10 protein-coding genes, 4 tRNA genes, 1 rRNA gene, 1 pseudogene and 1 other annotated feature are annotated in these 15,219 nt (G+C 30.7%); of the genes and pseudogenes, 3 read left to right on the top strand and 13 right to left on the bottom strand.

All coding sequences use genetic code 11. The features are described 5' to 3' along the window. Positions 1 to 108: ribosomal RNA gene (locus H8R92_RS11280) — 16S ribosomal RNA — on the bottom strand; the annotation flags it as partial. A 478-nt stretch (positions 109 to 586) separates the two neighbouring features. Between H8R92_RS11280 and H8R92_RS11275 the strand changes: the two genes are divergently transcribed. Further along, entirely contained in the window at positions 587 to 1,618 is a 1,032-nt protein-coding gene (locus H8R92_RS11275; protein ID WP_022211416.1) for a DUF5050 domain-containing protein, read from the top strand. A 19-nt stretch (positions 1,619 to 1,637) separates the two neighbouring features. On the opposite strand, the gene murD is transcribed toward H8R92_RS11275, so the two are convergent. The 6 genes from murD to H8R92_RS11245 all read right to left on the bottom strand — a co-directional run bounded on the left by murD (position 1,638) and on the right by H8R92_RS11245 (position 5,327). After that, complete coding sequence (murD, locus tag H8R92_RS11270; protein ID WP_022211415.1) at positions 1,638 to 3,017, bottom strand: UDP-N-acetylmuramoyl-L-alanine--D-glutamate ligase; 1,380 nt, start codon at positions 3,015 to 3,017, stop codon at positions 1,638 to 1,640. Positions 3,018 to 3,177: 160 nt separating this feature from the next. Further along, the gene (locus H8R92_RS11265; RefSeq protein WP_022211414.1) at positions 3,178 to 4,569 is read right to left on the bottom strand and encodes a glycine--tRNA ligase; all 1,392 of its coding nucleotides are present in this window, start codon (positions 4,567 to 4,569) and stop codon (positions 3,178 to 3,180) included. Between the two features lie 49 nt (positions 4,570 to 4,618). Further along, positions 4,619 to 4,786, bottom strand: a binding site (T-box leader). A gap of 144 nt (positions 4,787 to 4,930) precedes the next feature. After that, a tRNA-Asn gene (locus tag H8R92_RS11260) sits at positions 4,931 to 5,005 on the bottom strand. 33 nt (positions 5,006 to 5,038) lie between these two features. Continuing rightward, positions 5,039 to 5,113 (bottom strand) — tRNA-Asn (locus H8R92_RS11255). A gap of 32 nt (positions 5,114 to 5,145) precedes the next feature. Further along, positions 5,146 to 5,220 (bottom strand) — tRNA-Asn (locus tag H8R92_RS11250). Between the two features lie 32 nt (positions 5,221 to 5,252). After that, positions 5,253 to 5,327: transfer RNA gene (locus H8R92_RS11245), tRNA-Asn, on the bottom strand. A gap of 221 nt (positions 5,328 to 5,548) precedes the next feature. On the opposite strand from H8R92_RS11245, the gene H8R92_RS11240 reads away from it, so the two are divergent. Together H8R92_RS11240 and H8R92_RS13610 are read left to right on the top strand one after the other, a co-directional pair. Then, positions 5,549 to 6,517: a polysaccharide deacetylase family protein gene (locus tag H8R92_RS11240; RefSeq protein WP_022211413.1), complete on the top strand. Its 969-nt coding sequence runs from the start codon at positions 5,549 to 5,551 to the stop codon at positions 6,515 to 6,517. Between the two features lie 89 nt (positions 6,518 to 6,606). After that, positions 6,607 to 7,120, top strand: a pseudogene (locus H8R92_RS13610) (transposase); the annotation flags it as partial. Positions 7,121 to 7,398: 278 nt separating this feature from the next. Here H8R92_RS13610 and lysS read toward each other — a convergent pair. The 6 genes from lysS to ftsH form a co-directional block, all read right to left on the bottom strand. Beyond that, a complete protein-coding gene (gene lysS, locus H8R92_RS11220) occupies positions 7,399 to 8,910 on the bottom strand; it encodes a lysine--tRNA ligase (RefSeq protein ID WP_022211409.1) in 1,512 nt (503 codons plus the stop codon). Between the two features lie 14 nt (positions 8,911 to 8,924). After that, the gene (greA, locus tag H8R92_RS11215) at positions 8,925 to 9,407 is read right to left on the bottom strand and encodes a transcription elongation factor GreA (protein WP_022211408.1); all 483 of its coding nucleotides are present in this window, start codon (positions 9,405 to 9,407) and stop codon (positions 8,925 to 8,927) included. A 191-nt stretch (positions 9,408 to 9,598) separates the two neighbouring features. After that, entirely contained in the window at positions 9,599 to 10,582 is a 984-nt protein-coding gene (gene dusB / locus H8R92_RS11210) for a tRNA dihydrouridine synthase DusB (protein ID WP_022211407.1), read from the bottom strand. Positions 10,583 to 10,587: 5 nt separating this feature from the next. Beyond that, on the bottom strand, positions 10,588 to 11,367 hold the full coding sequence (locus H8R92_RS11205; RefSeq protein WP_022211406.1) for a type III pantothenate kinase: 780 nt from the start codon (positions 11,365 to 11,367) through the stop codon (positions 10,588 to 10,590). A gap of 132 nt (positions 11,368 to 11,499) precedes the next feature. Then, positions 11,500 to 13,170 carry a formate--tetrahydrofolate ligase gene (locus H8R92_RS11200; RefSeq protein ID WP_186835489.1) on the bottom strand — a complete coding sequence of 557 codons (1,671 nt, stop codon included), beginning with the start codon at positions 13,168 to 13,170 and terminating at the stop codon, positions 11,500 to 11,502. A 236-nt stretch (positions 13,171 to 13,406) separates the two neighbouring features. After that, positions 13,407 to 15,212, bottom strand: a complete 1,806-nt coding sequence (gene ftsH / locus H8R92_RS11195) for an ATP-dependent zinc metalloprotease FtsH (RefSeq protein ID WP_186835488.1) — start codon at positions 15,210 to 15,212, stop codon at positions 13,407 to 13,409. Positions 15,213 to 15,219: the final 7 nt, after the last annotated feature.

Below are 15,219 nucleotides of genomic sequence, written 5' to 3'. Positions count from 1 at the left end.
ACCCGTCCGCCGCTAAATCCATTCCCGAAGGAACTTCATTCGCTCGACTTGCATGTGTTAGGCACGCCGCCAGCGTTCGTCCTGAGCCAGGATCAAACTCTCAATAAAAAGTTTAATCTGTTTTGCTCAAATTACTTTGAGTCTTTATAAGACTTAAAAGAATTGCTGGTTTTATATTAACTATATTCTGTTTAATTTTCAAAGATCATCTCGCGTCTCTCGACTGCTTTTTTATGATAACATTTCTGTTTTCATCTGTCAACATATTTTTTTAAATTCTTTTTTAGAACTTTTTTCTACATGCTAACCTTTCTTTCGAGGAAGTTTGTTTGCTCCCTGGAACGCTTATTATCTTAACATTTTAAATAGGCTATATAAACTTATTTATTATTATTTTTGATTATTTATTCTTTATATACTCATTATATCTTTATTTTTCTAACAAATTCATATATAGATACACCTGGAACGGTGTTACTGATTTAATCTCATAATTCATAATAATCATCTATTCCTTAAAGTTAAACATCAATTACTACGAAAATTAAGTATATATTAAGATATAAATTGTAGGAGGGCTTATATTTTGAAAAAACTAATTTTAATACCTTTAATTTATTGTGTTTTATTAATAGGGTGTAGTAAAGCTAGCGATCCAACTACTACTGATTCAACTTCCAAAACTTCATCTAATGCAGAAAGTAGTTCTTATTCAAGTACTAAAGTAACATTGCCATCTAAAACAATTAATTATAATGAAAGTACTCAAAACTTAAATTTTATTGCCTCTGACTTATCCTATAGTAAATTTATATCCATTGGACAATTGCTATTCTTTTCAGACAGCAATAATAACAATAAACTTTCAGTAACATCTTCATCATTATCAAAAAATTATATCGAAGATGAAAATATACAAGATATCTATGATTATTCAGTAGAATCTATGACCTCTATTGATAATATAATATACTTTACAAACACATCAGAAAATAATAACTTATATAAATTAGATTATGAAAAAAAATCAATAACATTAGTTTCGTCTGATAGCTTTAGTAAAATAGCTAGTTCAGCAAATGATATAATTTATATAAATAAAGCTATGGGTGACACTCTTGGATGTTATAATACAAAAAATAACACTTCCATACAACTATCTTCAGATAAATGTGGTTCCTTCATCGTTAACGGTGAATATATACTTTATCAAAACTTAAATGATAATTTATCATTATATGTAATAAAAAAAGATGGCTCTGGAAGACAAAAACTTACCAGCACAGGCGTAGATAGTTTTGCTACATATAAAAACTTTATAATTTATATAAATGCCGAAGATAACTATCTATATTCATTAAATCTATCATCAAAAAAAAGTCAAAGAATTGATTTATTAAAGGGTACAAATTTAAAGCATCATAATGAATCCTTTTATTTCATCAGTCTAGAACATTCAAATCATCTTTATTCTTTCTCCATTGATGATAAATTAAATGTAATAGGAAAAACGCCTCGTATAAATGATGCCATAAGCGATTATTATCTTACAGAAAGCGGAATGTTTTCTAAGCAAGGTATCAATATAAATAAAAGTTATTTTACAGCATATGAATAAAAGCAGGGAAAACCTGCTTTTATTTTATCTTATTTACCATTTCCTTAAAGTTGTTACCTCTTACCATAAAGTTAGGGAACATATCAAATGATGCACATGCTGGTGATAAAGTAACTATATCTCCTTCCTTAGCTATTCTCTTAGCTGTCATTACAGCCTCTCTTAAAGTCTTTACCATATATATAGGCATATTTAACTTCTCAGCTTTTATAACCTTATCAAATTCTTTTTTAATAGATTCTTTAGTAGCACCTAAAAGAATTAATGATTTTATATAAGGATAGCCTTCTTTAGCTAATACATCGAATGATATATGCTTATCATATCCACCAGCTATAAGGATTACTTGTGTATCAAAAGATTTCAATCCTGCTAAAGTTCTTGTAGGACTTGATGCTATTGAATCATTGTAGTATTTTACTCCCTTATATTCTCTTACAAATTCACATCTGTGTTCTACGCCTTGAAATGTTTCAGCAACTCTTCTCATTGTTGAATTATCTACATCATCTCTTGTAGCTTCAAAAGCAGCTAGAAAGTTTTCAACATTATGCATTCCCTTTATTATTATATTTTCTCTTCTACATATTTCTTTTCCATCTAGATATAGTATTCCATTTTCATATGAAGCTCCATAATCTAATCTCACTCTTGATGAAAAATCCCTTACTCTGCATTTTGCTTCATTTCTAAAGCTATTAGTAATTTCATTTTCACAATTTAATACTAATATATCCTGACTCTCTTGATGTAAGAATATATTTTTCTTAGCATTAATATATTCTTCCATATTTTTATGCATATCTAAATGATTTGGTGCTAAATTAGTTACTACTGCTACATCTATAGGAAGGTTCATTGTCATAAGCTGGAAACTTGAAAGTTCTAAAACTACCATATGATCTTCTTTAATTTCTTCTATCTTAGAAAATAAAGGAGTTCCTATATTTCCACCAACCCAAGTTTTATACCCTTGTGCTTCTAACAATTTTGAAATAATTGTTGTTGTTGTTGTCTTTCCATCTGAACCTGTTACTCCATAAACCTTACCTTTACAATATCTAACGAACTCTTCCATCTCTGAAGTTATATATGCTCCCTCTTCTTTTGCCTTTAAAAGCTCTTTATTATCAATTCTCATAGATGGGGTCTTAAATATAACATCAAAACCTATAAGTTTATCCAAATAACCTTTTCCTAGCTGGAACTCCACACCTTGCGTCTTAAATTCAGCAACTACACTTCCTAACTTTTCTTCTGTATTTCTATCAAAAGCAGTAACACTAGCCCCTAATTCTATTAAAAATTTTATTAAAGGTATGTTGCTTACTCCAACTCCTACTACTGCTACTTTTTTTCCTTTTATATAATTTTTAAATTCTTGAAAATCTTTTTTCATCTTTCCTCCACACCAATTTTCTTTTTCATTTAATATAGCTTCATTTTAAAATTTATTATAATTATAACATTATAGAAAATTATATTCCATAATTATTTCCATTAATTTACATGAATTTTCATGCAAAAAAAGAAAGAAGCTTAAAGCTTCTCTCCCTTAACTAAAATTCTAAACTCTTAGCTATAAAATCATTTAATTCTTCTATCTTAACTCTTTCTTGAGTCATACTATCTCTATGTCTTATAGTAACACATCCATCATTTTCTGTTTCAAAGTCAACAGTAATACAGAATGGAGTACCAATTTCATCTTGTCTTCTATATCTCTTACCAATACTTCCTGTTTCATCATATTCTATGTTGAAGTTCTTAGCTAATAATGAGTACACTTCATCAGCCTTTTCAGAAAGCTTTTTAGATAATGGTAATACAGCTGCTTTATATGGAGCTAAAGCTGGATGTAAATGAAGTACTGTTCTAACATCTCCACCTTCTAATTCCTCTTCATCATATGCATCTACTAAGAATGCTAAAGTAACTCTATCAGCTCCTAATGATGGTTCTATAACATATGGTACATACTTTTCATTTGTAGTAGGATCCATATATGTCATATCTGTTCCTGAATGTTCAGCATGCTTATTTAGATCGTAGTCAGTTCTATCTGCTATGCCCCATAATTCTCCCCAACCAAATGGGAATAAGTATTCTATATCAGATGTAGCATTTGAATAGAATGATAATTCTTCTTGTCCGTGATCTCTTATTCTTAAGTTATCTTTATTAACACCTAAGTTCATTAAGAAATTCCAGCAATAATCCTTCCAGAATCCAAACCATTCTAAGTCAGTTCCTGGCTTACAGAAAAACTCCAATTCCATTTGTTCGAATTCTCTTGTTCTAAATGTAAAGTTCCCTGGTGTAATTTCATTTCTGAAAGATTTACCTATTTGTGCTATACCAAATGGAACTTTCTTTCTTGAAGATCTTTGAACATTTTTAAAGTTAACAAATATACCTTGAGCTGTTTCTGGTCTTAAAAATATTTCACTTGAAGAATCCTCAGTTATACCTTGGAAAGTTTTAAACATTAAGTTGAACTTTCTTATTTCAGTGTAGTTTAATTTACCACACTTAGGACATACTATGTTATTTTTAGTTATATACTCCATTAACTGTTCATTTGTCCAACCATCTGCTGAAGCAACTTCTGCACCATTTTCAGTCATATGATCTTCAACTAACTTGTCAGCTCTAAATCTAGCTTTACATTCTTTACAATCCATTAAGGGATCTGAAAATCCTCCAACGTGTCCTGATGCAACCCAAACTTGTGGATTCATTAATATTGCACAATCAACACCTACATTATAAGGACTTTCTTGTACGAATTTTTTCCACCATGCTTTTTTTACATTGTTTTTAAATTCTACTCCTAATGGGCCGTAATCCCATGAATTTGCTAATCCTCCATATATATCTGATCCAGGGAATACAAACCCTCTGCTTTTACATAGAGCTACTATTTTATCCATAGTTTTTTCTACTGCCATCTTTTTACCTCCAAAATAATTTTATGTATTAAAAAAAGCCTTAATACCATAAAGGGACGAAATTATCATTCCGCGGTTCCACCCTTCTTGGCATAAGCCCAACTTTCACATACTATGCTCAAAAGTTCCCTTCATTTTAACATTCTAATGATTCTCACCAGCCATCATCTCTCTAAAAGAATATATTAAAATTACTCTTCTTTTTCACTGCATATATTAAATTATACCTTAATTTTATCAAATGCGATTTATATGTCAAGTATCCTCTAAAATTTTATTAAAACAATTATACTATAAAGAAAAAAAGAGTTTTATATAAGCAGATAATATCTGTTCATATAAAACTCTTTTAAAATAAAAGTGGCTCCGCGAAGAGGGCTCGAACCTCCAACCTATCGGTTAACAGCCGAGTGCTCCACCATTGAGCTATCGCGGAATATTATTATTTTGTGTCTTTATAAATTTAAAGTGGCTCCGCGAAGAGGACTCGAACCTCCAGCCTATCGGTTAACAGCCGAGTGCTCCACCATTGAGCTATCGCGGAATATTATTATTTTGTGTCTTTTAAATTTAAAGTGGCTCCGCGAAGAGGACTCGAACCTCCAGCCTATCGGTTAACAGCCGAGTGCTCCACCATTGAGCTATCGCGGAATACTATTATTTTATATCTTTTAAATTTAAAGTGGCTCCGCGAAGAGGGCTCGAACCTCCAACCTATCGGTTAACAGCCGAGTGCTCCACCATTGAGCTATCGCGGAACGTTACCACAATGAATATTATATATAGTAATTTTTAAAAATGCAACCCCTTTTTTTAATTTTTTTTTAAATTTTACTTTTAATCTTATAATTTTCTTATAAATTACAAAAACTTTTGTAACGAATTTATATATAGATATGTTGTATAGTATTATTAGAAAAAAGAGCAGATTTATAATAAAATGAATTAGACAAAAAGTTGTGGAGGGAAACATAAAATAATGAATCATAAGAAAAAAAGATTTAATAAAAAGAAGAAAAGGCAAAGAAAAAGGGCAATATTAGCAATACGTATTTTAATAGTAATTACAGTATTTGTAGGAGTTAAATTTATTCCTAAACGTGAAAATCAAAATTTACAAATGGAAAATAATAGGACAAGTGATAGTGAACAATCCAATAATACTGAAGAAACAGAAAATAAGGAGGAAATAGAAACTCCTAAATTAGATAATAGTGGGTATACATCCTTTGAAGAGGACCCTAATGCAGATGATGCAGCTGTTGTTGCAGCAAATACTAAAGGACTTTTAAATAGAACTAAGACATATCCAGTAAGAACAGATGGTAAAAAGGTTGTTTATTTAACTTTTGATGATGGTCCATCACCGACTAATACGCCAGGTGTATTAGATGTATTAGATAAATATAATGTAAAGGCAACATTCTTTGTTTTAGGAACATCAATAGATGCTAATGATCAAGCAAAAGCATTACTAAAAAAGGAGGTTGCTAGAGGACATGCAATAGGAAATCATACATATAGTCATAATTATTCATACTTATATCCTAATAAAGTTATGAATGTAAATAATATTGTATCTGACCTTCAAAAAAATGAAAATGCAATGAAAGAGGTACTAGGAAAAGACTTTACAACAAGAGTTATTAGATTACCTGGTGGATATTGGTCATGGGATGGGCGTACAGCTATGAAAGAGGCTATGGAACAAGACGGATATTACAATGTAGACTGGAATGCCTTAGATAAAGATGCTGAAGGTCCAAAGAAAAATGCAGATCAATTAGTACAATGTACTAAAGAAAGTGTAGAAGCTTTAGGACCTAATGCAGATAGTGTTGTTTTATTAATGCATGATACTTATGGAAAAGAAGAAACTGTAAAAGCTCTTCCAAGAATAATTGAATATTTACAAAGTCAAGGATATGAATTTAGAACAATTAAATAAAAAAATGAGGCTGTTGCAAAAGCAACTAGCCGATTATATGGGAAAAGGTGGATTTGATAGAATCCACCTTTTTTGCATAAACTTAAATTATGAACATATTCAGTTTATACAATACTAATCAACAATTAGTATTGCCAATAGATCTAGAAATTATGATACCAGAAACTGATTCTGTTAGATTGCTAAGCACAGTATTGGAGGGACTAGATTATTCAGAATTATATAATGCATACTCTACAAATGGTAGAAATCCAGCAATCTCACCAAAGACTCTTTTTATGGTATTAGTTTATGCAAACTTAAATGATATTCACAGTTGACGAGAGATAGAAAAAGCATGTAAAAGAGATATAAATTTTATGTGGTTACTACAAGGCGAAAAATCTCCTAGCTACTCAACTATATCAAGATTTAGAACTGGTAGATTAAAAAAATGTTGTGAAAATTTATTTTATCAATTTGTGATGAAATTAGGTGAGTTAGGTGAAATAGACTATAAAAATATATTTATTAATGGGACTAAGATAGAAGCCAATTCAAATAAATACTCATTTGTTTGGAAGAAAAGTGTTGATAAATTTGAAAGAAAACTTAAGAAAAAAATGATTGAAAAAGTTAATGAAATAAACGAAGAGTTTGGTAAGTGCTACGCTACCGATAGCGATAGCTTAAATGTTACTCTATATTCAGAAATAATTGATGATTTAAATAAAATAATTAATGAAAATAAGGAATAATACTAAGAATGAATAGGTCTATTCAAGCAGAGGGTACATTTGGGGTAATTAAGGAAGATCATGGGTTCAGAAGATTTTTACATTTAAAAAAAGAGGCCGCTACAAAATGATTAAAAATCATTTTGCAACAGCCCCTTTAAAATACTAATTATTATTTAATGGTTTCATTGTTGGGAATAGTATAACATCTCTTATTGATGCTGAATCAGTTAAGAACATTATTAATCTATCGATACCTATTCCTAATCCTCCTGTTGGTGGCATACCTGTTTCTAAAGCACTCATGAATTCTTCATCAATCATGTAAGCTTCATCATCACCAAGTTCTCTTTCTTTTTCTTGTTGAGCAAATCTTTCTCTTTGAACTATTGGGTCATTTAATTCAGAATATGCATTACATAATTCTCTACCAAATACGAATCCTTCAAATCTTTCAGTAAACATTTCATTTCCTCTCTTCTTCTTTGTTAAAGGAGAAATCTCTACCGGATAATCAATGATAAATGTTGGTTGAATCATGTGTTCTTCACAGAATTCCTCATATAAAGCATTTAACACTTCACCTTTAGTTACAGTATTTAACGGCTTAGAGAATTCTAAATTTTTTTCCTTAGCAACAGCTTGTGCATCTGCATCAGATTTAAATTCATTATAGTCAACTCCTGCATATTCTTTAACAGCATCAACCATAGTTATTCTTCTCCAAGGTGGCATGAAGTCTATTTCTGCTCCTTGATAAGTAACCTTAGTAGTTCCATTTACCTTCTTACATACTTCTGCAACCATGTTTTCAGTTAATTCCATCATATCATTGTAATCAGCAAATGCTTGATATAATTCAATCATAGTAAATTCAGGATTATGTCTTACTGACATACCTTCATTTCTGAAAGTTCTTCCTAATTCATATACTTTTTCAAAACCAGCTACAATACATCTCTTTAAATATAATTCTGGAGCAATTCTTAAGAACATATCTAAATCTAAAGTGTTGTGGTGAGTAATAAAAGGTCTTGCAGAAGCTCCACCAGCTATAGTAGCAAGCATTGGAGTTTCAACTTCTAAGAATCCTCTATTATCTAGGAATGTTCTTATTCCACTTATTATTTGACTTCTCTTTATAAAAGTATCTTTTACTTCTGGATTAGTTATAATATCAACTTCTCTTTGTCTGTATCTTAAATCTGGATCTTTTAACCCATGCCATTTTTCTGGTAATGGTTTTAATGACTTACTGATTAATTCAACAGTTTTAACTTTAACAGATACTTCACCTGTTTTAGTTTTAAATACTTCCCCTGTAGCAGCAACCCAGTCACCTAAATCATTAGTCTTATATTGTTTTAAAGCTTCTTCTCCAACTTCATCAATTTTTATGAAAAGCTGAATTTTTCCATCTCTGTCATATATATCAGAGAACACAACTTTACCTTGCCCTCTTTTAGACATTATTCTTCCAGCAACAGTTACTTCTTTTCCTTCTAATTCTTCGAAGTTATCTTTAACTTGCTTAGATGAATGAGTTCTTTTTACTTTATATACATCAAAAGGATCTTTTCCTTCTTCTTGTAATTTAACTAACTTTTCTCTTCTAAGAGATTCTTGTTCACTAAATTGTGACTCAAGCTCTTGTAAATTCATTTCTTCAGTTGACATTAGTATCCCTCCAATTAATCTCTTCTTATTCCTAAGACTTCAAACTTATTTATTCCGTCTGGTACTGAAACCTCAACTATATCTCCAACCTTTTTACCTACTAGAGCACTTCCAACTGGTGATTCATTAGATATTTTAAAATTCATTGGATCTGCTTCTGCTGAACCAACAATTGAATATTCTACCTCTTCATCAAAGTCATAATCTTTAACTTTAACAATAGAACCAACTGATACTACATCATTAGGTAATTCACTTTCATCAACAACTACAGCATTCTTTAACATATTTTCTAATTGAAGAATTCTTCCTTCTGTAAATGCTTGATCGTTCTTAGCTTCATCATATTCAGAGTTTTCACTTAAATCTCCATATCCTAAAGCTACTTTGATTTTCTCAGTAATTTCTTTTCTTTTTACAGTTTTTAAATATTCTAACTCTTCTTCAAGTTTTTTTACACCTTCATAAGTCATTATGAATTGTTTTGTTTGGCTCATATCTTTCTCCCCTTCGAACATTCACTTTACTGATGTCTATTTTAATAGATTATTATTCTTGAAATCATTTTAAATATTATAAATCAGCGTATTTAATATGTCAATAAACCTATAATTTGCTGATAGTATTCCTTGATAATTAATTTATATTCATTTTAATAATTTTTGCTATAATAATTATATACAAATTATTATATAATTTCTATATTTCTTAAACTTTCTCTATATTCCTCTAATATTTCCATAACTCTAGCGCTATCATCTACAGTATTTATTATATTCCTTATTTCACTACTATTATGTAATCCCTTAATATACCATGATGAATGTTTTCTCATCTCTCTTACAGCTTTATGCTCTCCATCATATTTAAGAGCTAATTCATAATGTCTTATACACATTTTTATCTTTTCTTCCGGAGTTATAATTAGAGGCTCTTTTCCTTTATACAGATTATCTATCTGTTTAAATATCCATGGATTACCCATGCTTCCTCTAGCAATCATAATTCCATCTACATTTGTTTCCTTTTTTCTCTTAAGCGCATCTTCTGCTGTAAAAACATCGCCATTTCCTATTACAGGAATACTTACGCTTTGCTTTACTTTAGCAATTATATCCCAATCAGCTTTACCTTCGTACATTTGCTGTTTAGTTCTTCCATGTACTGCAATAGCATCAGCTCCTGCTGACTCCATAACTTTAGCGAATTCAACTGCATTTATATTTTCATTATCAAATCCTTTTCTAAACTTAACAGTAACTGGCTTTGTGGAAACTTTTTTTATAGCTTCAACTATATTTCCGGCTAGCTTTGGATCCTTTAATAATGCTGAACCTTCACCATTCTTAGTTATTTTATTAGCAGGACATCCCATATTTATATCTAAAATACATATATCTTCCCTTGGGTTAAAATGCCTTTGTACCATTTCAGCCATTATTTGAGGATCATTTCCAAAAATTTGTGCTGCTACTGGCATTTCTTCTTCTGCTATTCTTAGTAAACTTTTAGTGTTTTCACTTCCATAATATAGGGCTTTAGCACTTACCATTTCAGTATATACAAGTTCACAACCCATTTCTTTACATAATCCTCTAAAAGAAATGTCTGTTACACCTGCCATAGGCGCTAAGAAAACTCCATTTTCAAAATTAAGGTTTCCTATTTTCATTTGTTTTACTCCTTATTTTTTTCGTATATAATTCTTAACCCCTCTAAAGTTAAACTTGAATCTACTTTATCTATTATATTCGTTTCTTTTGCTATTAAATTAGCCAATCCACCTGTAGCAATTACATATGGATTATCTATTCCAAGTTCATTCATTTCTCTTTTCATTCTTCTTACTATATATTCAACCTGCCCTATATACCCATATAGTATTCCCGCTTGCATGCTTGTTATAGTATTCTTACAAATAACACTCTTTGGTACTTCTAATTCTATTCTTGGTAGTTTAGCTGCTCTTTCAAATAATGCATCTGATGCAATTTTAACTCCTGGAGATATACATCCACCTAAATAATCACCTTCTTTTGTTACTGCACAATAAGTTGTAGCAGTTCCAAAGTCTAAAATAATTAAATCTCTTTTATAAATATCATGAGCCGCTACAGAATTTACTATTCTATCTGCACCAACTTCTTTAGGATTATCATATCTAATATTTATTCCTGTTTTGACCCCTGGCCCTACAACTATAGGTTCAATATTGAAGCTTTTTCTAACCATATTCTCTAAAGAATGCATTATATTTGGTACAACAGATGATATTATTATACCCTTAACCTCTTTAGGATTTAAATCATATTGATTAAGTAATTGCATAACTTGAATTGAATATTCATCTGAAGTTTTTTTCGTATCAGTGCTGATTCTCCAACTAACTATACATTCATTTTCTTTATATACACCTATAACTATATTAGTATTTCCAACATCTACTAATAAAATCATAAAAGCACCACCTTAATATAATTAAAGCAGCCTTTAAGCTGCATTTATTATCAAATATTACGTAACAATTTAAATTAACACTCTAATTTTAACAATTACATATTATTTGTCAAGTATTATATTTGTAAAATTTTAGAATAAACCTATTATTTCGCCATTTTGTAAAATATCTATCTTATTAGCGGCTGGAACCTTTGGTAATCCTGGCATTGTCATTATATCACCAGTAAGTGCTACTATAAATCCAGCACCATTTGATACTCTTACTTCTTTAACTGTTATCTCAAATCCTTCTGGTCTTCCAAGAAGAGAAGGATTATCTGACAATGAGTATTGTGTCTTAGCCATACATATAGGTAACTTATCAAGGTTGAATTTTTCTAATTCTTCTATCTGCTTACAAGCTGCTGTAGTGTAATTTACACCTTTTGCTCCATATATTTCTCTGGCAATAGTCTCAATCTTTTCTTTTATTGTATCTTTTTCATCATATAAAACTTTAAAGTCAGCAGAATTATTTTCTAAGACATCACTAACTATATCTGCTAATTCTAATCCTCCTTCTCCACCTTTTTCCCAAACATTACATAATGCTACTCTTACGCCTCTTTCATTACAGAATTCTTCAATAAATTTAATTTCAGCCTCACTATCACTGACAAATTTATTTATTGCAACAACAACTGGCACGTTATATTTCTTCATATTTTCAATTTGTTTCTCTAAATTTACTACACCTTTTTGAAGTGCTTCAACATTTTCATCATTTAAGTGAGCCTTTGCTACTCCACCATGATGTTTTAATGCTCTTATTGTAGCTACTACAACAACACATTCTGGCTTTAAATCACCATATCTACATTTTATATCTAAGAATTTTTCAGCTCCTAAATCTGCTCCAAAGCCTGCTTCTGTAATAACTACATCGCCTAAAGTCATAGCCATTTTTGTTGCTATTATAGAGTTACATCCATGAGCTATATTGGCGAAAGGTCCTCCATGAATTATTGCTGGGGTATTTTCTAAAGTCTGTACTAAGTTTGGTTTAATAGCTTCTTTCATTAATAATGTCATGGCACCTTGAACTTCTAATTGCTTTGCATAAATTGGATTACCGTCTAAATCATAAGCAACCATGATATTGCCTATTCTTTCTTTTAAATCTTGCAGGCTAGTAGCTAAACAAAGAATTGCCATTATTTCTGAGGCTACTGTTATCATAAAGCCATCTTCTCTTAAGAAACCATTTATTTTTCCACCCATTCCCACTACTATGTTTCTTAAAGCTCTATCATTCATATCCATAACTCTTTTGAATACTATTCTTCTTGCATCTATTCTTAGAGTATTACCATGATGTATATGATTATCTATAGCTGCACACAAAAGATTATTAGCAGTTGTTATAGCATGCATATCTCCTGTAAAATGAAGATTTATATCTTCCATAGGAACTACTTGTGCATATCCACCACCAGCTGCTCCACCTTTCAACCCAAAAACAGGTCCTAAAGATGGTTCTCTTAAAGCTACTATGGCTTTTTTATTTCTTTTATTCAAAGCCTGACCAAGCCCAATAGTTACTGTAGATTTACCTTCTCCTGCTGGTGTTGGATTTATAGCTGTTACTAATACTAGCTTTCCTTTTTTTTCTTCCTTACTTCTTTCTAGTACATCTAAAGATATTTTACATTTATATTTACCATATTGATCAATGTCATCTTCACTTAAGTTTAATCCTGCTGCAATTTCTCTTATATTTTTCATCTTAGCTTCTTGAGCTATCTGTATATCGCTTTTCATTTAGTATACCTCCACTACTAATTAACTTTATAATTAATTATATCATTGAAAAAAAATATTTAAAACACCAAATCGAATATTATTGTTAGTTTTTATAATATTTTTCGTATTTTATTGATTCTTATTACTCTTTTTATATATTTAAAAATATAATGTATGTCTTTTCTTTATTATTTTAAAATTTCTCTTAAAAAAATAAGCTATATCAAAATATATCCTGATATAGCTCATTACTTTTAGTTGGCATCAAAAATTTCTTCAAACTCCTTGCCATCAATTTTTTCTTTTTCTAACAAAGTACTAGCTACTGCATGTAGCTTATTAACATTTTTCTTTAATAACTCTTCAGCAGTATTATAAGCATTACTAATTAAACTCTTAATTTCCTTATCTATCATTGCTCCTACTTCTTCACTGAAGTTTCTTCCTCTTCCTAAATCTCTACCTAAAAATACTTCATTGCTATCACTACCATATGATATAGTTCCTATTTTATCACTCATACCATATTCCATAACCATAGCTCTGGCAATGGAACTTGCTCTATCAATATCATTCTTAGCACCTGTACTTATATCTCCTAAAATTAGTTTTTCAGCCACACGACCACCTAAAAGTCCAACCATTTCATCTAATAACTTTTCTTTTGATGTATATGTCCTATCCTCTGTTGGAAGATGCATTGTATATCCACCAGCCATACCTCTTGGAATTATACTTATTTCATGCACAGGATCTGAATTTTTTAAGCATTTCATTACTACAGCATGACCTGCTTCATGATAAGCAGTAAGCTTCCTATCATGTTCACTTATTGTCCTACTTTTCTTTTCTGGCCCTGCTATTACTCTTGTTATAGCTTCTTCAAATTCATCCATGCCTATTTTCTTTTTGTTCTTCCTAACAGCTAAAAGTGCAGCTTCATTCGCTAGATTTTCTAAATCAGCTCCACTAAATCCTGGAGTTCTTTTTGCTAGAACATCCAAACTAACATCGTTGTCTAACGGCTTTTTCTTAGTATGAACTTCTAATACAGCTTCTCTACCTTTTCTATCAGGTCTACCAACCATTATTTGTCTATCAAATCTTCCTGGTCTTAAAAGAGCCGGATCTAATATATCAGGCCTATTAGTAGCAGCTATCATTATAATACCTTCATTAGCTCCAAAACCATCCATTTCTACTAGTAATTGATTTAATGTCTGTTCTCTTTCATCATGTCCTCCACCAAGACCAGCACCTCTTTGTCTTCCCACAGCATCTATTTCATCTATAAATATTAATGATGGAGAATTTTTTTTAGCCTGTTCAAATAAATCCCTTACTCTTGATGCACCAACACCAACAAACATTTCAACAAAATCTGATCCTGAAATACTAAAGAAAGGTACTCCTGCTTCTCCAGCTATTGCTTTTGCTAGAAGTGTTTTCCCAGTACCTGGAGGCCCAACCAATAAAACTCCTTTAGGAATTCTTGCTCCCATTTCTACATATCTTGCTGGTTGCTTTAAAAAGTCAACAATCTCTTCTAATTCTGCTTTTTCTTCATCAGCTCCTGCTACATCATCAAAAGTTACCCTCTTATTATCAGGAGTAACCATCTTAGCTTTGCTTTTTCCAAAGTTCATTACTCCTCTTCCACTGCTTCCTCCACCCTGTGACTGTTGTGTAAAGAAGAAGATAAATACTACAAACAATATAATTATCATTATAGTAGGAAGTAGACTTACCCATATACTGCTATTAGACGGTGCAACATATTCTATTTTAATATCATCTTTAGGATATTGTTCATTTAAAAATTCAATCATAGAACTTGGTGCATATACCGTATACTTATTTTCATCCCGTGTTGTTACCTCAATAGTCATCTTATCAGAATTTACATTTATACTTTCAACCTGATCATTAATCCACTTTTGTTGAAAATCACTATATACCATTCTATTTGACACACTGCTTCCATCAAGCATGAAAGTTGCTATTGCAAAAAACAACAACAATCCTATTATCCAAATAGTTGCACTTGAATATTTTTTCATCCAAGGC

This window comes from Clostridium lentum (assembly GCF_014287815.1).
In the GTDB taxonomy this organism is placed as follows: domain Bacteria; phylum Bacillota; class Clostridia; order Clostridiales; family Clostridiaceae; genus Clostridium; species Clostridium lentum.
The sequence above is the reverse complement of the archived record's forward strand: the minus strand, read 5'-3'. Positions and strand labels throughout refer to the sequence as shown.

Coding starts and splice junctions, on each gene's coding strand:
- ftsH (WP_186835488.1), bottom strand. CDS start 15,212: ATGAAAAAATATTCAAGTGCAACTATTTGGATAATAGGATTGTTGTTG.
- lysS (WP_022211409.1), bottom strand. CDS start 8,910: ATGTCAACTGAAGAAATGAATTTACAAGAGCTTGAGTCACAATTTAGT.
- H8R92_RS11205 (WP_022211406.1), bottom strand. CDS start 11,367: ATGATTTTATTAGTAGATGTTGGAAATACTAATATAGTTATAGGTGTA.
- dusB (WP_022211407.1), bottom strand. CDS start 10,582: ATGAAAATAGGAAACCTTAATTTTGAAAATGGAGTTTTCTTAGCGCCT.
- H8R92_RS11240 (WP_022211413.1), top strand. CDS start 5,549: ATGAATCATAAGAAAAAAAGATTTAATAAAAAGAAGAAAAGGCAAAGA.
- murD (WP_022211415.1), bottom strand. CDS start 3,017: ATGAAAAAAGATTTTCAAGAATTTAAAAATTATATAAAAGGAAAAAAA.
- H8R92_RS11200 (WP_186835489.1), bottom strand. CDS start 13,170: ATGAAAAGCGATATACAGATAGCTCAAGAAGCTAAGATGAAAAATATA.
- greA (WP_022211408.1), bottom strand. CDS start 9,407: ATGAGCCAAACAAAACAATTCATAATGACTTATGAAGGTGTAAAAAAA.
- H8R92_RS11265 (WP_022211414.1), bottom strand. CDS start 4,569: ATGGCAGTAGAAAAAACTATGGATAAAATAGTAGCTCTATGTAAAAGC.